Annotated in this window: 21 protein-coding genes, 1 tRNA gene and 1 riboswitch; of the genes, 15 read left to right on the forward strand and 7 right to left on the reverse strand. The window is 34.8% G+C overall.

The genetic code is table 11. The features are described 5' to 3' along the window. Position 1 precedes the first annotated feature (1 nt). The 5 genes from AB3I12_RS00940 (at position 2) to AB3I12_RS00960 (ending at position 7489) form a co-directional block, all read left to right on the forward strand. Positions 2-871, forward strand: coding sequence for an ROK family protein (locus AB3I12_RS00940; protein ID WP_010737659.1), 870 nt, complete (start codon positions 2-4; stop codon positions 869-871). Between the two features lie 552 nt (positions 872-1423). Continuing rightward, positions 1424-2893: a helix-turn-helix domain-containing protein gene (locus tag AB3I12_RS00945; RefSeq protein ID WP_063627165.1), complete on the forward strand. Its 1470-nt coding sequence runs from the start codon at positions 1424-1426 to the stop codon at positions 2891-2893. A 463-nt stretch (positions 2894-3356) separates the two neighbouring features. Continuing rightward, positions 3357-4043 (forward strand): WxL domain-containing protein, encoded by a 687-nt coding sequence (locus AB3I12_RS00950; protein ID WP_063627164.1) that lies wholly within the window; start codon positions 3357-3359, stop codon positions 4041-4043. After that, on the forward strand, positions 4030-5064 hold the full coding sequence (locus AB3I12_RS00955) for a DUF916 and DUF3324 domain-containing protein (RefSeq protein ID WP_063627163.1): 1035 nt from the start codon (positions 4030-4032) through the stop codon (positions 5062-5064). Before AB3I12_RS00950 ends, AB3I12_RS00955 begins: the two co-directional genes overlap by 14 nt. 16 nt (positions 5065-5080) lie before the next feature. Then, the gene (locus tag AB3I12_RS00960) at positions 5081-7489 is read left to right on the forward strand and encodes a MucBP domain-containing protein (protein WP_081248814.1); all 2409 of its coding nucleotides are present in this window, start codon (positions 5081-5083) and stop codon (positions 7487-7489) included. A gap of 488 nt (positions 7490-7977) precedes the next feature. Here AB3I12_RS00960 and AB3I12_RS00965 read toward each other — a convergent pair whose 3' ends face one another. Continuing rightward, positions 7978-8580 carry a DUF4352 domain-containing protein gene (locus tag AB3I12_RS00965; protein ID WP_010719068.1) on the reverse strand — a complete coding sequence of 201 codons (603 nt, stop codon included), beginning with the start codon at positions 8578-8580 and terminating at the stop codon, positions 7978-7980. A gap of 442 nt (positions 8581-9022) precedes the next feature. Here AB3I12_RS00965 and AB3I12_RS00970 point away from each other — a divergent pair, with 442 nt between their 5' ends. After that, positions 9023-9409, forward strand: a complete 387-nt coding sequence (locus AB3I12_RS00970; RefSeq protein ID WP_063627162.1) for a DUF1093 domain-containing protein — start codon at positions 9023-9025, stop codon at positions 9407-9409. Between the two features lie 367 nt (positions 9410-9776). Then, positions 9777-9945, forward strand: a riboswitch (M-box (ykoK) riboswitch). A gap of 806 nt (positions 9946-10751) precedes the next feature. Here AB3I12_RS00970 and AB3I12_RS00975 read toward each other — a convergent pair. Beyond that, positions 10752-10901: a hypothetical protein gene (locus AB3I12_RS00975; protein WP_010719071.1), complete on the reverse strand. Its 150-nt coding sequence runs from the start codon at positions 10899-10901 to the stop codon at positions 10752-10754. Positions 10902-11247: 346 nt separating this feature from the next. On the opposite strand from AB3I12_RS00975, the gene AB3I12_RS00980 reads away from it, so the two are divergent. Continuing rightward, the gene (locus AB3I12_RS00980) at positions 11248-11448 is read left to right on the forward strand and encodes a cold-shock protein (RefSeq protein WP_010719072.1); all 201 of its coding nucleotides are present in this window, start codon (positions 11248-11250) and stop codon (positions 11446-11448) included. Between the two features lie 277 nt (positions 11449-11725). Here AB3I12_RS00980 and AB3I12_RS00985 read toward each other — a convergent pair whose 3' ends face one another. From AB3I12_RS00985 to AB3I12_RS00995, 3 genes are read right to left on the reverse strand one after another with little or no spacing between them, the layout of a single operon-like run. Beyond that, positions 11726-12112 (reverse strand): TIGR02328 family protein, encoded by a 387-nt coding sequence (locus AB3I12_RS00985; protein WP_063627161.1) that lies wholly within the window; start codon positions 12110-12112, stop codon positions 11726-11728. Between the two features lie 32 nt (positions 12113-12144). Continuing rightward, positions 12145-12390 (reverse strand): helix-turn-helix domain-containing protein, encoded by a 246-nt coding sequence (locus AB3I12_RS00990; protein ID WP_063627160.1) that lies wholly within the window; start codon positions 12388-12390, stop codon positions 12145-12147. A 37-nt stretch (positions 12391-12427) separates the two neighbouring features. Then, positions 12428-12682 carry a hypothetical protein gene (locus AB3I12_RS00995; protein ID WP_010719075.1) on the reverse strand — a complete coding sequence of 85 codons (255 nt, stop codon included), beginning with the start codon at positions 12680-12682 and terminating at the stop codon, positions 12428-12430. A gap of 407 nt (positions 12683-13089) precedes the next feature. On the opposite strand from AB3I12_RS00995, the gene AB3I12_RS01000 reads away from it, so the two are divergent. Then, positions 13090-13163 (forward strand) — tRNA-Ile (locus AB3I12_RS01000). Positions 13164-13480: 317 nt separating this feature from the next. On the opposite strand, the gene AB3I12_RS01005 is transcribed toward AB3I12_RS01000, so the two are convergent. After that, positions 13481-13972: an isochorismatase family protein gene (locus tag AB3I12_RS01005; RefSeq protein WP_010719076.1), complete on the reverse strand. Its 492-nt coding sequence runs from the start codon at positions 13970-13972 to the stop codon at positions 13481-13483. Positions 13973-13993: 21 nt separating this feature from the next. Further along, positions 13994-14803: a Cof-type HAD-IIB family hydrolase gene (locus AB3I12_RS01010; protein WP_010737655.1), complete on the reverse strand. Its 810-nt coding sequence runs from the start codon at positions 14801-14803 to the stop codon at positions 13994-13996. 320 nt (positions 14804-15123) lie between these two features. Between AB3I12_RS01010 and AB3I12_RS01015 the strand changes: the two genes are divergently transcribed. From AB3I12_RS01015 to AB3I12_RS01045, 7 genes are read left to right on the forward strand one after another with little or no spacing between them, the layout of a single operon-like run. Further along, complete coding sequence (locus tag AB3I12_RS01015) at positions 15124-15981, forward strand: glycosyltransferase family 8 protein (RefSeq protein ID WP_010719078.1); 858 nt, start codon at positions 15124-15126, stop codon at positions 15979-15981. Continuing rightward, positions 15974-16876 carry a glycosyltransferase family 8 protein gene (locus tag AB3I12_RS01020; RefSeq protein WP_034698121.1) on the forward strand — a complete coding sequence of 301 codons (903 nt, stop codon included), beginning with the start codon at positions 15974-15976 and terminating at the stop codon, positions 16874-16876. Before AB3I12_RS01015 ends, AB3I12_RS01020 begins: the two co-directional genes overlap by 8 nt. Positions 16877-16921: 45 nt before the next feature. Continuing rightward, the gene (locus tag AB3I12_RS01025) at positions 16922-17272 is read left to right on the forward strand and encodes an iron-sulfur cluster biosynthesis family protein (protein ID WP_010719080.1); all 351 of its coding nucleotides are present in this window, start codon (positions 16922-16924) and stop codon (positions 17270-17272) included. A gap of 27 nt (positions 17273-17299) precedes the next feature. Then, positions 17300-18238: a magnesium transporter CorA family protein gene (locus tag AB3I12_RS01030; RefSeq protein ID WP_063627159.1), complete on the forward strand. Its 939-nt coding sequence runs from the start codon at positions 17300-17302 to the stop codon at positions 18236-18238. Positions 18239-18267: 29 nt separating this feature from the next. After that, complete coding sequence (locus AB3I12_RS01035; protein WP_063627158.1) at positions 18268-19161, forward strand: SDR family oxidoreductase; 894 nt, start codon at positions 18268-18270, stop codon at positions 19159-19161. A gap of 18 nt (positions 19162-19179) precedes the next feature. Continuing rightward, on the forward strand, positions 19180-19749 hold the full coding sequence (gene amaP, locus AB3I12_RS01040; protein ID WP_034698115.1) for an alkaline shock response membrane anchor protein AmaP: 570 nt from the start codon (positions 19180-19182) through the stop codon (positions 19747-19749). A gap of 12 nt (positions 19750-19761) precedes the next feature. After that, positions 19762-19944, forward strand: a complete 183-nt coding sequence (locus AB3I12_RS01045; protein WP_063627157.1) for a DUF2273 domain-containing protein — start codon at positions 19762-19764, stop codon at positions 19942-19944. Positions 19945-19953: the final 9 nt, after the last annotated feature.

The raw sequence follows: 19953 nt of genomic DNA on the forward strand, positions 1-19953 counted from the left end.
CATGGGCATTTTAGCTTTAGATTTTGGGGGTACATCGATCAAATACGGACTTTGGAAAGAGGAATTGATTGAACAAGGTGTGACGCCACTGCCCAAAACTTGGGAGGAAGCTTTAAAAGCAATCGAAAAAATTTTGGAACGTTATCGAAACGATGGGTATCTGATTGATGGGATAGCAACTAGTGTACCTGGAGCTGTGAGTCAAGAAGAAGACAAAATTTATGGATTAACGGCAATTGATTACATTCATCACAGAAGTTTCACTCAGGAGCTATCTGATTATTTTCAATTACCTGTTACTATGGAAAATGATGCGAATTGTGCTGCTTTGTCAGAAATATGGAAAGGGCATGCAGATGATGCTCAAAGTATTTTATATTTTGTTTTTGGTACAGGTGTAGGTGGTGCTATTATCCAAAATAGACAAATTCAGGCAGGAAAACATCAATTTGGGGGAGAATTTGGCTATATGATGCTAAATGAAGAGGGTTCGTTTAGTGAATTAGCAAGTATTGTTCGTACAACTGCCTTATACAATCAACGTCAAAACCAGTCGATTGATGGGCAAGAATTGTTCGTACGTGCAACAAATGGGGATGAATTAGCAAAATATTTAATCACACAATTTTGTCGGTATAGTGCTAGAGGTATTTATAATTTGATGATCAGTTTTGACCCAGATAAAATAATAATTGGGGGAGCCATTTCCAGTAACTCATTATTTATCAAGAAGATGAAAGAAGAAATAGAATGTTTACGGACGCGGACAGGAGCACAGCGAGTGGAAACGGAGATTCTACCTTCAAAATTTGGAAATAATGCCAATTTAGTTGGTGCTGTGTACAATTTTATGATCAAAAAAGCTAAGTAAAAAATCGTCTATCGTTCACAAGTAATATTTTTTCATAATCAATATATCCGAATAGAGAGATGTCAGAGCTTCTTCACTGTAAGCGAAACACGTCTCGCTATTCGGATATTTATTTTGTTTGTGTGAAACGAATAAAAGATAAGAGAGTTAGAAAATCAAAAATTGGCAGCTGGAGTAGTTCGAGTTGTCCATCTAGTCTAAAAGTAATTGATCAGATTATAAATGGAATTAGAGCTAAAAGCATGTTTGAACTTTTGTTGACTATTCATAGTTTTGTTTTAGTTAATAAATCGTAGTTTTATAGAAAGAAAGAAAAAATGGCTCTTATCTAGGGCTTTTTATTTTGGACAAAATATTATAAATAATGTTACCCGAATGGTAGATTTTTCTGATTGTCATGGGAGAATGGATTTAGCTTTGTGACTTGAAAAATGACTCGTTAATTTCATATGAATTGATCGTAAACCAGTGTATGCTATAATCCAAAACGTTAACGAACAATGTCTTTTGAATGTTAAGAAAGTTAAAAATATTTAAATTGGTGGTGATTGAATGCAAACTTTTTTGACGAAAGCCTCCCAAAAAAAAGTGAAACTAATTCACTTTTTACTTGAAGCGGACAATGGGTATACGATGGATGAGATACAGCAATATATAGGAGGATCTGTTAAATCAATTTCTCTTTATATGAAGGAATTATCAGAGCTGTTTGAACAGTTTAATGGGAAAATTGTTTTACAAAATGAGAACAATCAGCGCTTTTGTATCCAAAAGGAAGAAGACTTTCCCATATATAGTATTTATCTTCCCTATTATAAAGAATCATATAATTACCAATTAATTGATTTTATGTTCAAATATCCCGAAAAAAGAATCGAAGACTTTGCAGAAAAACAATATACGAGTACATCTACCGTTTTTAGATATGCTAAATTATTAGTTCCTTACTTTAAAAGATACAAGATCGGTTTTCACTCGTTTAAACTGGAAATAGAAGCCGAAGAGATCAATATCAGAAGTTTTTATTACTATTTTTATTGGGAATCAACACGAGATGGTCACTGGCCCTTTTTGATTGATTGTGACAGGATCATGAAGTATGTTCAATGTTTTGAAAAAACCTATGGATTTAAATTAGATGCTTTACAAACGAAAACGCTGAGTTTTTGGTTAGCGATTATACTTGAAAGAACTAAGAAGCAGATTATTTCACTAGATGAAGAGGTGAAATCAACAATCGAGAGTGATCCAAACTTTGAATTGGTCTCGATGTGGTTGAAAGAAAGCCAGTTACTATTGCCAGACAATGAACGATATTTTCTATATCGGGTAATCTATGCTTTCGGTATTGTTGAGGGAAAGGAGTGCTATGAGCAACAAGCGGTGCGTACTCATACAAAAAGTCAAAGTTTAGCCTATCGTTTAGTTGAATTGCTCAGTTGTTCGCTAAAAGAAGTCTTTGATTACGATTTTGATCGAAGGAACCAGAACCATTTGTTTAGCTTGATTGCGTTTTATGAAAGAAGCTGTTTTTTCTGGGGGAATCCCGATGTTTTTTTCAATAAATCATATATATCTGAAGTAGAAAAGCTTGATCCTCAAATTTGCCGAATGGTTCAGAAGTTTCATGACTCTATGATACAGATAGCTCCCGCAGAGTTATTACCCCATTTAAAGAACACGCACCAGCTGTTTTTAAATTATTACTATTTGCTGGATTATTATGGATTGTTACTCAAAAGTATTCAACCAATAAAAATTTTGCTCACGGATGATCTGCATCGTCCACATCGATTATGGTTAATGAATAAAATCAAAACATTGTTTAGTAATGTTTATGCTCTTTCTTTTTTTGATTCTGAAACCAAATTTGAAGAGGTTGATTTAGTAATCTCAAATTATTTCTTGGATACGAAAAATACACCGTTACTGTTAATGAAAAACATTCCGACAGAACGTAACTGGCGAAATCTTGAAAAAATCTTATATGAGTTGCATAGAGAAAGAGCTACAAACAAATAACTATTTTTTTAAACTTATCAACAATCAAAATTTTCAAGGGTTTATTTGTCAGAGTCTGAGACATAAAACTCACACTTCACTCTAAACGATGTTTAAGCATCAGCTCCTTGAAATAAGCCGAAGAATTCCAAAAATAAGAAAACTGTCTTTGGATTCTCCGGCTTTTTCTCAAATCTGGACATATCACGACCTCTTTTTAATTGAAAAATAGATTGAGTCAATCAGCACTTTTGGATTTGATCGTAAATGGCTTAGCTGAGAATAAGTCGAATGGGCAGCTGTTTTCAATCAATTATTGCAGTATCAATAGGAAATCAAATGAGAGACGAAACGTTTTTCAAAAAAGTACTTCTAATTTTTTTCCAGATTCCGGAATTTTTTTACTGTTTTTTTCCTCATCAAGAAATGGAAGAATAGTTGTAGTCGCAATTGCAGACTAATTTTTATTAGGAGGAAGAGAATTATGAAGAAACAAGTTGTTAGTATAGCTGGACTTGCCTTATTGGCATTAGGGACATCTAGTTCCGTGGTTTGTGCAGCTGAAAATGAAGGACTAACAAGTCAAGTCACAAATAAAACAAATGTAACTTTGAAGGAAGGTTCGGGTAGTGATGTTCAGCCAGTGGTACCAGATGATACCCATGATGACAATCCAAGCACAGGAGCGAAAGGCTCATTGTCTATTCCTTTCGCATCAAACATTACTTTTGGTGAACAAGAAATCCAACAAGGAGATGCGGATTATTTTGCATTGAATAAAAAGCCATTTGTCCAAGTGAATGATACTCGTGGGGGAGCGAAAGGCTGGACATTAGGTGTATCTATCTCACCATTTACTTCAACAGATAAAGATCACTCGGAGTTGACAGGCGCACAGCTATCTTTAAGCAATGGTCAAGTAGTAACGAAAAACAACTCATCCAAAGCACCTCATTTGGTAGAGTCAAAAGATCATACATTTGTTCTAAACGAAGTCAATCAAACCGTTATGTTGGCTCAACCAGGCGAAGGTGCAGGGGCTTTTGCTGCAGTATTCGAAGGAGCAGATGGCAAGAACGAAAATGTGAAATTACATGTTCCCCGGGCAGGTGTGGAAGCAAAAAATTATACAGCTGAGATTACTTGGACGTTAAGCGATGCTCCAGTATAAATTTAGGCCGGGATGGGGCTGGATAGTCTCCATCCTTTTTATGACAAGTTTACTGTTTGCTTGTCACCCTGCCTCAGTTTTTGCTGAAAAAACAGAAGTGAACTTTGAAGCTAAGGCTGTCTTGCCAGAGAATCAACGTTCAGAAGTAAGCTATTATGATCTTAAAGTTGAGCCTAACCAGTCCCAAGAGTTGACGATAAAGCTTAAAAATACCAGCTCTGAAAAGATAAAAGTCAAAGTAGCAGCCAATAATGCGACTACCAATAAAAATGGGGTGCTAGATTATTCACAACATGATCAAAAATTATTAGGTGGTCCTTCTTTAGAAGAACTGATTTCAGGTCCTCAAACGGTTGAACTGAATCCGAATGAAGAAAAAGATGTCGTGTTCCAATTAAAGATTCCGTCAACTGGATTTGAGGGGACGGTTCTAGGTGGTTTTTATTGTTATGAAGAAAAGAATAAGACAGAAGATCAACCAGCTGGATTTAGCTTAGCAAATAAATTTGCGTATACAATTGGTATCCAACTCCAATGTTCAGACAAAAAAATTACTCCTGAACTAAAACTCTTGGAGGCAAAGTCAGAACTAGATAATGGTTATTTAACAGTCTATGCAAAATTGGCAAATCCACAACCAATGATTATGAGTCAATTGGACCTTCATGCTTTCATCACAAAAAAGAAACAGAAAGAAGTACTACACGATGTTAGTAAGCTGGTTTCTTTAGCACCACGAAGTACCTTCAAATTACCGATTAGTTGGGAAAATGAACCTTTAAAAAAAGGAGAGTATACGTTAACTACCGTTTTGAAAGAAAAGTCGGGGAAAGTTTGGACGTTGAAAAAAGACTTTACGGTAAAAGGAAAAGATGAAAGTCTTAACAACAAAACGGTTAAGCTTAAAAAATCGAAGAACAATAACTACCAATACTTATATGGGGGGCTAATTGTTTGCTTACTCATTATTGGCTTGTTACTGTGGCATATTACAAAATTGCGAAGGAATAAAGGAAATTAAAGGAAGTGGCACATTGATGAAAAAACGATGGCTCAATATACTCTTACTGGCTTTCTTAGTTGTTTTCCCACGAATTGGTTTAGCTGATAGCCAGGTCAATAGTCAGGTAGGGATTCGTTTTTACCAACCAACGAGTGCGCACCAAATTGTCCCAATGGAAAAAGTTCTTAATCCAAATGAGAGAAATAGACCAGTTACTGATGGACAAGCGAAGTCTGAAGAAGCTGGAAAAATAAAAATGTATCCCAAAACAAACCAATCTAACCATCATTTATATCTCTTTATTGGTGTAGCTCTATTGACTTTAATCATCCTGTATTGGTGTAAAAAGAGGAAGAAATTTGTTCGTAAGTTTAATAAAATTTGGTTACTTCCTTTTTTGTTAGGGTTGATTGGCATATTTCCAAAAGAAGTTCGAGCAGCTGGAAGTATTACAAATCTTCCGTATTTCAGATATGCAAATACGATAGAAACTCCCGCCAATAACACATTTATGATGCATTATGGTAGTTTTACAACTGTGGAACAAGTTAAAGGTCAGTATTCTGGGAATTGGCTGGTTGTCAATCAGGAGAATCCAGAAAGTAGTGCGTTGATCAAAAATGTTGGCTTTTTCAATGGGAAACCAGTAGATGTTAAAATAATAATGAAAAAAAAGGATGGACAAGCAGGAGGAGAGATCGGTATTGGCAATCCAAAAAGTTTTTTAGATATCGATATCTCTGGCGAAGTCTTTCTTACTTATGAATTTTTCGATCAAGCGGGGAATGCCTTTCCAATTGAAACTTCTTTTAATTATTTTGGGATCAATCGAAACAAGTATATCGGCTATAATCATATCGGTAAGGTGGCAAAATATCTTGTTGCGAATAATCCAACAGATATCAGTTACCATACGTGGAGTGATGATCATTCTTTCTGGACGTATTTTGAAAATAATTTTTCGAAACCATGGGGGCATCCTACACAAGAGTTCCAGATTATCACTAAACCAGTAACTAAAATAGAAACGGTTGTTAAAAACTTAGATAATACGCCATCCTCTCTCATGTATGAAACAGATTTTTTGGCTAGTCCAGAGTTTCCTGCTGCTGAAGCAGTGGATAAGCGTTTTGATAAGGAACAACAAAAGGTTACTTTAAATGCGATGCAAACCATACCGAATGTGGGACATGGGAATAAAATGAAAGATTTATCTGTGGCTTTTTCATTGGATGATGTGACAACTCACTCACAATATAAGATTAAAGATTTTAACGTAGTGAAGTTTGATGGGACGGACATTAGTGATCTTTTTGTGGGGAATCAAAAAGATGATCATTCCTATCAACTAACGTTAAAAGACCCTAACAATGAAAATCTTTATGATACAGTTTTGAATTATCAACTTAATCTTGAGTGGATTGGGAGTAAGCAAAATCCGGTAGATAAAACGAATTTGAAAGAAGACTATTTAAACATTCCTTTCACTGTTACTACACAGATTAATCACAAACAGAAAGGAACGAGTTCTGCCTATTCTTCTGTATACTACGTGGGGAAGGTCATACTGAATTACTTGGATGAAAATAACCAACAACTTTCTGATCCTAAAATCATTTCAGGAATCATAACAGATTCTTTTGATCTATCACAAGAATATCCAGAATTGAACGGATATTATCCAGTCAAGGAAATAGTGGAAAGGGATCAAGGGATCTTTACTCCAGAAGAACAGCAATTCGTTCATCATTATAAAAAAGGTTCGCCAATTGAATTTACTTTGATGCCTAAAGAAAATCCTTTACTGTTTTCTCGTTTCTCAAAAACAAGAGAGGTGACGATTCATATTTCTTATGAAGAGAAACAGAATTTATCATTTATGGCGAAATGTGGAGATGAAGTCTTAAGGTTAAAGGACTATCCAAGTTCCGAAAACGAGATCCAAGATAAAGTGAATGTTCAGCTTCCTGAAAATTGGTTGAACAAGGAAGTTGCTTTTTATATGGAAAACGAAAAAGGACAAAAATCAAAGGAAGAGAGCCGTCAGGTTTTAATTGATCACGGGGTTAAGCTTAGATTACCGGAACAGTTGACGTTTGGGGAACAACAGATTCCGGGGCAAGATCAAGCGGTACAAGCAACGAATCAAAAAGAAATTCAGCTTATCGATGAAAGTGTGTTGGAGAAGAGTCATTGGCACGTTAAGTTAAAAGAAGAACGACCTTTAACTAACCAAGAGAATGACCAGTTGCATAATGCTCTTCATCTGCAGAGGAGTGGAGTGGATCAAACGATTAATGCAGAAGACCAATTAGTTTGGCAAGGAGAGGGTAGCGCGAGCTTTACTGATCATCATACGATCCAGTTAAATTTACATCCTTTTTACAAAACTGGGGCATATCAAGGAAGCCTAATTTGGACACTAGAAGATGCGCCAGGTTAAGATGGTTTTGACCAAACGATTCTTTTTTATATAGTCCCTCATAAGAAAAAGGATAAACGCAAAGGACACGAGTCAGAAAATAGTTGATTCGTGTCCTAAGCTTTGGTTATCAAGAGACTTATCAAAGACTTTGTCGTTCGATTACTCCAACTAGAAGAATACAACCGAGGTTTATAAAATGATATGCGGGAACTATGAAATACGATCGAAAAATTAGTTCACTTATGTAGTATAAATTTTATGTAATATATAGAAGTTAGTATTAGGAAGGATGAGATGAAAAAAACTAAACAAAACTAAACAAAACTAAATGAACGCAAAATGCACAAACTGTTCAAAGCAATAACAGATAGTGACTATTTAAAAGAAGGACAGTAGATACTCGCTATTTCTGAACTTGTTTTTCACCAAAAAACGACGGTTAACCATATCAATAGTTAACCGTCGTTTAACTTTTTTTCTAAAATGTCCCGATATGAATCTATAAACTAGACTGTTGCTTTAAATTTAGCCGCTTTTTCGATAGAAACTAATGGGCTAAACTGAATTTCGATGTCTCCAGTTTGATTTAGACCAAAATGAGCAGTACAATCCATTACTTTATCAGGAGCAACTGATCCCATTGTATTGTCATTTGGATAAGAAGAAGCTTTTTTATCGTCTGAGCCATAAACTTCTACATCCATTCCTACAGGAAGGTCATTTTGACCATTGTTTTTAATTGTGTAAGTAATCTTGACTACTTGAGCAGGTTGTTCATCTGCAAATTGATTTCTTTCGTCAGTAAGTTCCACACTGTTTAATGTGTACTCAGCATCGCCAACTTTTACAGTATCCCCAACTTGGTAAAAACTTTCTTGCGCTTCTTTTGAAGAAGAGCTTGATGTAGCTTCTTTAGTAGAACTTGTTTTTGTCACTTTTTCTCCGCCGTTATCACTTGCTTTATTGTCATCTGAGCCACCCAGTGCAGATCCAATTATTGCTACAAGAATGATTGCTAGTACCCAAAACCAAACTTTTTTATAAAATGGCTTTTTCTCCTTTACTACGTAACGTTTGCCATCTTCCCCTACAACACTTTTTTTAACCATTGTTTCCTCCATAATAATTATCTAATTTACTCCCACTTAATGGCAAGTAGTGATAGTCGCCAAATGATAGATATCTTGTGTTTCATTTATTAAGCCATCTTTATTACCAAATATTCAGTTTTTCACAAATGAAAAGCTTCAAAAAAACACCTAACAGTTCGCATCAAATAAGAATATTCATTTTTTACTTACATATAGTAACATGATGTGTTTGATTTGGAAATATGTAATTATAAAATTTGTTATTTTTTATTATTCGAAAGATCATGTTAGGTATCGAGAAAGTAATAGAGAAGTAGGATTATCAAAAAAATGTAGGAGATGATAAGCATCTATTGATAAGTGGTTAATGTCATTTATGTGACAAATTTGAAAGATAAATAAATGGAAAAAAAAGCTCAAAAAAGATAAAATAAGTTAAATTTATTGATGAGGTGAGTTTATGAAAAAGGGAATATTCGGGGTTATTGTATTAATTTTATTAGGAGTTGGAGGATTTTTCGGTTACAAATATTATAGCGAAACGTATAAAACAACTACTGCATACACTAAGATTCCAGCAGAAGTGCCAGAAAAAACAAAATCGAAGAACAGCGATGGGAAAATCATTGCGGGTGAATATAGTTACCATTATGACGTGACTTTTGTAAAAGCTGATGGCAAAGCAACCAAACGAACATTTAGTGTGAGTGGAGAAGCACCACAACCATTGAAACCAGGTAGTTACGTGCAAGCTGACATCAGTGACAAAAGAACAAGTTCTCCTAGAGTAATTGCAGAAGAAAAGATTCCTAAAGAAATCAAAAATAAAGTAGACAAATTAAATTAGTTTTCAAAAAAATGAAAGAGACGATAAAAAGTCTGTTTCAAAATCAACTATTAAATCTAGCCGGGGCATATACTGGTTAGATTTTTTTGTTGATCAGTTATTCCATGTGATGGAGCATTGACTCAATTAGATGGAGAAATAGATTAGCAGGGGATTGTCCAAATACGCATTCTAGGATTCACGAATGAAATTTTGACAAAAAATCATTAATATGGTTTATTAAGAATAGAAAGATGAGGTGAATGAAATGGATAATGACCAGAGGTACTCTAAGCTTGCTAAGGATAAAACCTTTGTAACTTGGGGAATGATTCCGGTAGTCGGCTTTTTTGGACTTTTAGTGTCGTTGATGATTTTCATTTAAATATCTTCAAATAGTTAGGTGAGGCTTCTATGTAAACATAAGCTACTGCCCAAAAATGTCGAGAGACGCCAATGGGTAGAACAGGGATTGTCGATAGCAAGGCTTTTCTTAAGGTAGCTAAGTGCAAACTTTACGTTGCATAGTGCCAAAGCTCAAACGTGACGTAAGTCAAACGAAAACGGTAGCAAAAGCATCAATCAGTTCTGAAGACAGGATAAAAAAATGAAACGTTGGTAGACGTTCAACATTTATCCTGTCTAAAGAACAGATGCTGGAGCACCGTTTATTTGTTATTTTGCAGCAGGCGTTCCAAAAATTTTTTTACTAATTTTGTTTAGGTTAGTTTTTTAGGCTGTAAGATTATTTTTATTACATCGATTGAATATCGCTGGACACCTTGCATAGTTTTCTCTGTTAGAATGCCAGTAGTTACAGATTTTAAAAAGTGAAAAATAATATTCTTGTCATTAAAACAAGTGAGCTATTTCTTCTTTTTGATAATAATGAAAACAAGAATGGAATAGAAGATGGTGGAAAAAGCGAGTCCTTTAAGATAGAAATCGAATAATTGAACAGGTTGACTATAGGAATATTCTAAAATTTGGATCATAAAATAGATAGACGGAAAAGAGGAGAGAAGCATTAGTATGTCATATTTGTTCCATTTTGTATAAAGAGACAAAAAAAGAATAATACCAATAAAAGGGATTCAAAACAGTAATTTACTCATCGTAATCATATGACCCATCCTTATACAGCCTTTGCATAATTTAGATAATAGCACGTAGTATATAACCGACAAAGAGTTTTGTATTACCTTGTCCAATTTTTAATTGTATACTCATTAATGGGAGAATAAGCTAAGGAGAGAACTGAATAAAGTGAGGTAAATAGACGACAAAAAAGCACCTACCATTGAATGAATAGGTGCTTTTAAAGTGAACTAGAACTGTAATCGTTCATTTGGGGTTTTCACTCCTATGCGGATTTTTTCAATTCTTGCACTGCTTGTTCAATCGTCACTCCAGTGGCTACTCGATTTTCATTTGTTTTATCAAATACCACAAATAGATTCAAATCAGTATTTAGAGTTACACGATATTGTAAGTCTTTGTTATAGAATGTCATAATCATTCTCCTTTCTTAAATTCTTGCGAAAGGCAACGAAACGTTGATAACGAAATTCCATTTATTATTATAGCATAAAGAAGAAAACTTTGCTAATTAAGGATTGTTTAATTTTAATATAGAAGATAAGATAAACAGGATAGAAATAGCCCATTCGCTTTAATTAAAAAACTATAAAAAAAGTAGAGGTTTATTCTTGTGTTTCTCATTTATCTATGCTATATTAAATAAGTAATCTATTTTGAAACGTAATTTGAGCTAACTATTTTAGTTTATGACTCCTTTTGCCTATCAATAATTTATTGCAATAAAATCGTACGTTGATACGTATTAGGAGGAAATATATATGAATAACGGTACAGTAAAATGGTTTAACGCAGACAAAGGTTTTGGATTTATCACTGCTGAAGATGGAAATGATGTTTTTGCACATTTCTCAGCTATCCAAGGTGATGGTTTCAAAACATTAGACGAAGGTCAAGCAGTGACTTTTGATATTGAAGACGGTCAACGTGGCCCTCAAGCAGTAAACATCGTAAAAGGTTAATACTGTCATAATAAAAACTACTCTTTCATTAGAGTAGTTTTTTTGTTTTTTCTTAGTAAAGAAAAATGCTGCTCTGCTGCTCAAGTGAAGACTATTGAGGAAGGGATACGGGTCTCTCCCTATTCAATAGCGAAGAATCGTGATCGACGAATGAATGTTGTCAGTCAGACAGTTTAAATGAATCCTAATATAATGAATATGAGAGTGAGAAAAGGTTCATACTCTCATATTCATTGCGTTTATTTGAATCAATAATTGAGGAAAATCTGATGAACTTTTAAGAATCCGTAGCTTTTATATGGATTAAATCAATTCCTTTTTGTTTAAGGTTTGTTAAACAGATTATCAGGTAGTCCTCGTCATGCTCAGGATAAATAGGTGAAGTTTGTTTTTGAGGAGAAAGATAAGTATAAGGATCACAGGCTTTCCCACGGTACTCCGGGACAGACCATTCTGGAGAAGGAAGATAATGGCGCTTTTTCATTTCAGTAAGAATAAGTTGGTGATACTGATAAAGCTTGTATGGGGAATGTTGGAAGACATAATCAACTGTTGCATGCTTTCTTCCCCAACCATTACCTCTTAATGCACAACATTCTCTATGTTGACCTAATAATTGTTTTCTAGGAAGCAAAGGGATTAATTCTTCATGCCATAAGCGCATTTACTCACTCTCTTTCATTTAGATTAGATGGTTTAATTTACGCGGTCTGGTTTTTCTGATCGTCCGATCAAATAGTCAACAGATACATGATAAAAATCCGCAATAAAAATTAGATCGATAGCGCTCGGACAACGTTTTCCCTGCTCTAATTGTAGATAGGTTTCCAACGGGAGTGAGGTTTGTTCAGCCACTTCCTTAACGGTTAAATTCTTTTTTTTTCGGAGATAATCCAGCCGACAGCGTAGTGTATCTAATAAAATCGCTTCTTCAATACTCATAAAATCGCTCCTTTTGTCATTCAAATAAATTCATCGATCAATGCTTTCTATTTAAATAAACCAAATAAGCAATTGGTAATAACAAGGCTAGAATCAAACCAATCAGTTCTGCTACGAATAATTGATCTGGTTCAAAATACTGATAATTTAAGATTTTATATGAAAAAAAGATTGCTGGTAACGTAAAAAACGCTAAAATTAGGCGTTCCTTGTTCCAGTTGATTAAGTAACAAATAATAGGGATAAGAATTAAGGTAGGAATAAAAAAAATAAGTCGACTCAATGTTATCATAGTACTAACTCCTATAGATTTCGTATTTAAATAATCATTGATTTTCAGTCGTAGGTTAACAACGAACAACCACTTATACTAAGAGGTGGAAAACACTTCGAAAAGTGATTACGACTTAAATAATCATAAGAATAAAAAAACAACCCAAATACAAGATAGCACGTTCCGAGTAACAGAACAAATAATATGCTACGTGTTTGAAAAAACAAATGATTCAAGCAATTTATATACCAAGTGATAGAGCATTTGTGGTGAAGAGGGAGGGGGAGAGCTGGAAATCGTCTGATCCAAATAGAATATTTGTTATTTTATGGAATGCTTTTGGAATTTTATTAATTAAGCTTGTTTCGGATTTTTATTCATGCTATAGTAGATATAAGTTATTTTTATATCTTAAAATTTTTACTGTACCCTTAGCTCAGTTGGTTAGAGCTGACGGCTCATAACCGTCCGGTCGTAGGTTCGAGTCCTACAGGGTACATATTAAAGCGCTCGTTTCTTTAAACAATGATTAGATAATCATTGTTTTTTTATTTTGAAAAGTTGCATGCTTTTAGAAATGACTAATAACTGACGTTTCAACTATTGTTTATTGGAGATGAGGAACCTCATTTGATATTTTTTATAAACGCTATAGGAAGTTTAGTAGTAAAAAAATCCTAACCGTTACTTTCCATAAAGTGAGGGAACGATCAATACAAATTTTAGGAAATAGATAGTACGAACAAAGAAAAGCCTTTAGTAAATAACGAAATAAAACGCCCACAAAGTTAAATTTTGTGGGCGTTTTATTTTCGGTTACTTCAACTCAACATTAAAATCTTTGAGTAGTTTTAGCGCTTGATCGCCATGCTTGTTTTCAGAAACAAAAGCTGTATCCACTAAAAAATCAGCTTCTGGAAATACGCTTTGTAAAGCAATGGTATTCGATAAGACACAGAGATTCGTTTCTGTACCAACGACTTCAATGTGCTTTTCTTTTTCATCTTGGTCAAAAGCTTCTTGTTTAATCTCAAGTAAGCTTTCCGGTGGCATCGTGAAGTAGTATTTCTTGACGACTTTTTCATTTTCTTTAGGAGCAAGTGTAGGAATGATTTGCAAATCTTCGCCTTCTTCATCCTGCTCTTTTCGTTCGACTGGTATATCTCTGGTAAAAAGAATATATTCGTTTTTTTTACGTGCAGCTTCTAAACGTGAGTGGATTTGTTTGATTAACTTATCTGCGTGCTGAACATAATATTTACTCTCAGGATCTAGAATATGATTTTGCATATCGACGATTACTAACAATTTTGTTTCCCTCCTTAAACCTTAATAATAATTGTTGATAATATACGCTACACCAGCTTCTTCATTTGTTTTGGTTACTTCATCCGCAATATTTTTTACCTGTTTCTGTGCATTTCCCATTGCAATACTTGTTCCACTGACTTTTAGCATCGCAATATCATTTTCCTGATCACCAAAGGCAACGATCTCATGAGGATCGATTTCCAAGGTCTCAGCTAAAAAGATTAATGAGTGAGCCTTTGTTACGTTTTTAGGTGTGATTTCCAAAAAATGGGGGTCTGAAAAGACGGAATCAATCCCTTCACTTTTTAAATCTTGTTGCAGTTTTTGCAATTTTGATTCATCTTTATCTGTTAATGCCAATTTTAAATAGCTGACAGATGGATCTTCTAGTAACTTAGTAATTTCAGCAAATGTCTGGTTCTGTAAATTGAAATGCTGATAGTAAGGATCATCTTTCACCAAATTTGACTCATCAAAGGTTAATTGATCATCTTGAGTTTCTCGACTAGCAATAATTGATATTTTTGCCTCTTGTGCTAAGAAGAAGGCCCGTTTAAGGGTAGCAAGCTCAATTTTAGAACGTTTCAATACGTGAAGGATCTCGCCTTTCATCATCTTTGCCACGAAAGAACCATTAGATGAAATCAAATAGCCGCCGATCCCAAGTTCTTCAAATACATCTTTAGCAGAGATGCTATTTCTACCAGTCGCAATCGTGACGATCCCACCATGTCGATCAAAGTTTTGAAGTGCCTCGATGTTTTCTTTTGGTATCTTTCCATTCCGATCGAGTAAAGTACCATCTAAATCAATTGCTGCTAATTTCATATTATTCGCTCCCTTTATCTATTGCTTACTCTAAGGTTAAATGAGAATTTCCTAAAATAAAAATAAAATGCTTTGTGTTTTTGAATTTTTTCAAAAAATATTCTTAGTTTTCATTAGACATATATAGGTAGTATTTCAAATCCTATAATTGAATAAATAGGCAGAAAAACGATTAAGTTAACGTTTTCAATTCGATAAAAAAGGTTTATTTTTATGAATTATTCAATGAAAATGAAGCATATCTTTTGCTTTAAAGTTTATTGAGGCATATTCTGGATATAGAAAAGGTTAGAAAAAGATTAGAAAAAGGAGTGATTTTAATGGAGATGAAACAAGGTATCGTTCCGGTAGTAACTGCTTCAGATGAAAATTACGCTCCTTACTTAAGCGTGATGATTGCCACTGTACTGGAAAACTCCACTAAAACAAGACACATTTATTTTTATGTCATTGACGACGGTATTTCTGAATATAGCAAAGAAGGACTTAGACAAACGGTTAAAAAACATTCAGACAATGCAACGATTCAATTTTTAACAGTTGATAAAGATGTCTACGAAGATTTCCTAGTAAGTGACCATATTACTACTACAGCATACTTAAGAATATCTTTACCTAAGATCTTAGCTAAATACGACTATAAAAAAGTGCTTTATTTAGATTCAGATATTTTAGTACTGGATGACATCGTTCATTTATATGATCAACCATTAAATGGTAAAACGATTGGAGCTGTCATCGATCCAGGTCAAACGAAAGCTTTGAAACGGTTAGGGATTGAATCAGATGCTTATTATTTTAATTCAGGCGTGATGGTTATCGACATTGATCGTTGGAATGAAAAAATGATCACTGAAAAAACAATCAATTATTTAAAAGAAAATGGTGATCGAATTATTTACCATGATCAAGATGCGTTAAATGCAGTTCTGTATGAAGACTGGGAGCAATTAGAACCAAAATGGAATATGCAGACTTCTTTGATCTTTGAACGCCATCCTGCTCCAGATGCTGCGTATGAAAAATTATACAAAGCAGGAAATGAATCGCCGTCGATCGTTCATTTCACAGGGCATGACAAACCATGGAATACGTTAAAAGATCATCCATATACAAATGTTTATTTAAAAAAATTAGCGCATAGCGTTTTAAAGAAAGTGGGAGAGGTAAATGAATAGAAGAAAAGAAATCGCAATCGTATCAAGTTGTAATACCAAATTTGTGCCTCATCTAGCGGCGCTGTTCGTTTCAGTATTAGAAAATAGTGATCCAAAAGTTTTTGTACGATTTTATGTCATTGATGACAACATTGATAATGAAAGCAAACAATTATTACGTTTCTCTGTTAAGAACTCTCGTATGAATACAGAGGTTGAATTCTTGAAGATCAACAAAAAATTCTTTGAAAATGTAGTAACAAGTGATCGTATTCCGGAAACTGCTTACTATCGTATTGCTATTCCTGAGTTATTTAGAGGAAAAAATGTCGAACGTCTTTTATATATGGACTGTGACATGATTACCGTAAAAGATGTTACACCATTATGGGATCTTGAATTTAACGGTGCTATCTTGGCCGCCGTAGAAGATGCTGGTTTCCACCAACGATTAGAAAAAATGGAGATTCCAGCAAAATCAACACGCTACTTTAATTCTGGATTGATGCTCATCAATGTTGAAAAATGGTTAGAACAAGACATTACTAAAAAAGTTCTAACATTCATTGAAGAAAATCCTGAAAAATTACGTTTCCACGATCAAGATGCGTTAAATGCAATCTTACATGATCGTTGGATTCCATTACATCCAAAATGGAATGCTCAAGGGTATATCATGGCAAAAGCGAAAAAACATCCAACACCACAAGGAGAAAAGGAATACGAAGAAACACGTAAAGATCCATCGATCATCCACTTCTCTGGTCATGTTAAACCATGGAGTAAAGATTTTGAAGGGCCAACTAAAAAATACTACGATAAATATGCAAACATGACAGCTTTCCGTTGTGTCGCAAAATTTCCTAAATATCCACTTTATGCCAGAATCAATCGTAACACAGAAGTGAGCCGCTGAGGAAAAATGTCGTAACTTATATATAATCTGAAGGAGATGATGATGATGGAAATCACGATGACAAAACATGCGATGGAGGCATTGACAAAAAAAGTAGGAAAAGATTCAAAAATTGCTTTGGCATTGATTGATTCTTCAGATCCGTTTTTAAGAGATAAAGGGGCTTGTGCAAAAGGCAGTTTTTTCCAGATTATTCCTTTCTTTGTAGAATTTGGGAAATACGTCAATAAAATCGAACATCCCACTCTGGAAATCTACACATCTAAATTAGAGCAATCTTATTTAGGTAGACATTTGAATCTTGCATATGACCACCAATTAAACAGTTTCTCTTTAGAAAATGAGATTGTTGTCTTGGATCGTAACATTAAATTAAGCAACTGTTTCTTTAGCTAACATCCTTTGGAGAAAGGGAGAGTGATCATGCTGGACTATTACTTTATTGGAAAAGAGAAAGTAATAACGACAGACAAAAACAACTATAATTGGCTCGTAATCGACAGTAGTGACACTAAGGAAATCGAACAGGTGATTGAAAAATATCGTTTACCAAAAGATATCTTTGTCGGAACTTCTCTGCCAGAAGAAGTTTCAAGAATCGAAGAGCTTGTGGGAACGAACTTGAACAATCCGATTTCCTTAGTGCTACTGAATTTGTCCAACCAGGAGCAGAAAATCGAGAATCGATTAATGCCCATTTCGTTTATTTATTCGGATGAGTTATTGATTAGTTGTATCGATAAAAAAACGGACTTTTTTGATCGAGTATTAGCAAAACATGGGAATAAGATCAATTCTTTTGAAACACTTATTGCATATTCTGTCTTGAACATCTATACCCATTACGTGAAAGAACTAACAGAAATGAAAAAAAGGATTGATTCCCTCGATCAAGAAGCGCGTAAAACGACGGAAAACGAAGAACTATATAAGCAAGCGGATTTAGAACGGGACATTGTTTATATTGACCATACGTTGAGAGATCAAAAAGAGACTTTAGATACCTTATGGCAATCAGAAGATTTTGTTGAGAAATTAGCTGATGCTCGTCTACTTTATGACATCCAATTGAGACAAAGACAAACAGAAAAAATGATTTTGATCTATCGTGACTTGTTAGAAAGTATTGGGGATCTTTTTAATGGAATGATGGACAATCATTTGAATCATTTAATGAAATATCTTGATTCGGCGGCATTAGTGATCTCTGTTCCAGCATTGATTGCAGGGATTTGGGGGATGAATACTGGCGGATTACCTGGTAAAAGCTCTGGTTTAGCCTTTTTATTAGTGATTATTGGCTCAATTGTTGTCGCAGGAGCTGTAGGCTACCATCTTTACCGAAAAGATTATACAAAATAAAAAAGTACCAAACTATGAGGAGGATACACATGACAGAACCAAAATTAATTGATCCACGCAAACTTTACCATACTGAGGAATTTCCTAAACAAGACCAGGATACACCAGCATTACAAAAAGAAATGCAACCAGTTCCTGACTGTGGAGAAGAATCTTATGAAGGATCAAATCAACTTGAAAATCGCCGTGTTCTGATTACTGGCGGAGACTCAGGGATCGGGCGCGCGGCAGCTATTGCTTTTGCAAGAGAAGGAGCAGACATCGGCTTACACTTTTTCCCAGGAGAAGAAGAAGATGCCAAACAAGTAGCTTCCTATATTGAAAAAGCAGGACGAAAAGTTGTCTTAGTACCATATGATCTTAGAGACGAAACAGCGCCTAAAGAAATCGTTGAAAAAGTTGTCAGTGAATTAGGTGGCTTAGATACATTAGTATTAAATGCGGGACAACAAATCTCTTGCCCGGCTATTGAAGAAATTCCATTAGAACAAGTGAAAGATACCTTCATGGTGAATATCTTAGCGATGTTTGCGATTGTTAAAGAGGCGGTTCCGCATATTCCAGCAGGAGGGGCAATTATCAACACTACTTCTGTTCAAGCGTTCAATCCAAGTGAACATCTTTTAGATTACGCTTCCACGAAAGCAGCTATTGCAAACTTTACAATTGGCTTAGCAAAACAATTAGCACCAAAAGGCATTCGTGTTAATGGAGTAGCTCCTGGTCCTATTTGGACACCACTACAGTTAGACGAAGGACAACCGGAAGATTCTATTCCTGAATTTGGACAACAAAGCTTGCTTGAACGTGCCGGCCAACCAGTAGAATTAGCTCCAGTTTACGTTTTCTTAGCTTCAAATAAAGCGAGCTACGTTACTGCACAAATTTATGGTGTAACTGGTGGGGAAGCTATCAACTTATAAAAAATGGGAGGTGCCAGGATGAATAAAGGGACTAAAACAATTGGTGTCATTTTTTCTCTGCTACTTTTGTCTATTCTACTATTTGTCGTCTTGATCAGTGCGGTCTATCCTTTACCATTGATGCTTGAACGATTCCGTTTCTTTACAATAACGAATTACTATATGCAGCAATATATTTTTTGGGTAGCAGTCGGCTTAGCGATTCTACTAATTATTGCATTATTGATCGTCATTTTTTATCCAAAAACGATCGGAACCTTCTTATTGAAAAAAGGGGACGGCGAATTAACGTTAGATAAAAAAGCGATTGAAGGTATGGTTCGTTCACATTTACATGAAGATGAATTCATTCATTCGCCTAAGGTCAATATCAAAGCCACAAAAAATAAGATCGCAGTTACAGTTAAAGGTGAATTAAAACGGACTTCTTCATTGATCGGGAAAACAAGAATATTGATGGATGAAATCGAAAAAGAAGTGAAACAGTTACTCGGCACAGATGAGCAAGTAAAAGTGTCGGTGAAGTATACAGGTTACCAAGCACCTACCAATAAATATCAAACAAACGAACACGCTCGTGTGGAATAAGGAGGGGCACAAATGAATGAACTTTTTGCTGCTTATAAGCTTCCGATCATTTGCGGGGCAATTGGGTTGATTCTTGCTGTACTATTGATCACAGTGGGATTCTTTAAAACCTTTTTGCTGATCCTTATGGCGATCATTGGCGTGGCGGTCGGAATGTATTTAAAACAAACGAAAATTTTTGATCATAAATCTTAGGAGGAAATT

Source organism: Enterococcus sp. C65 (genome assembly GCF_040887165.1).
Taxonomy (GTDB): Bacteria; Bacillota; Bacilli; order Lactobacillales; family Enterococcaceae; genus Enterococcus_B; species Enterococcus_B hirae.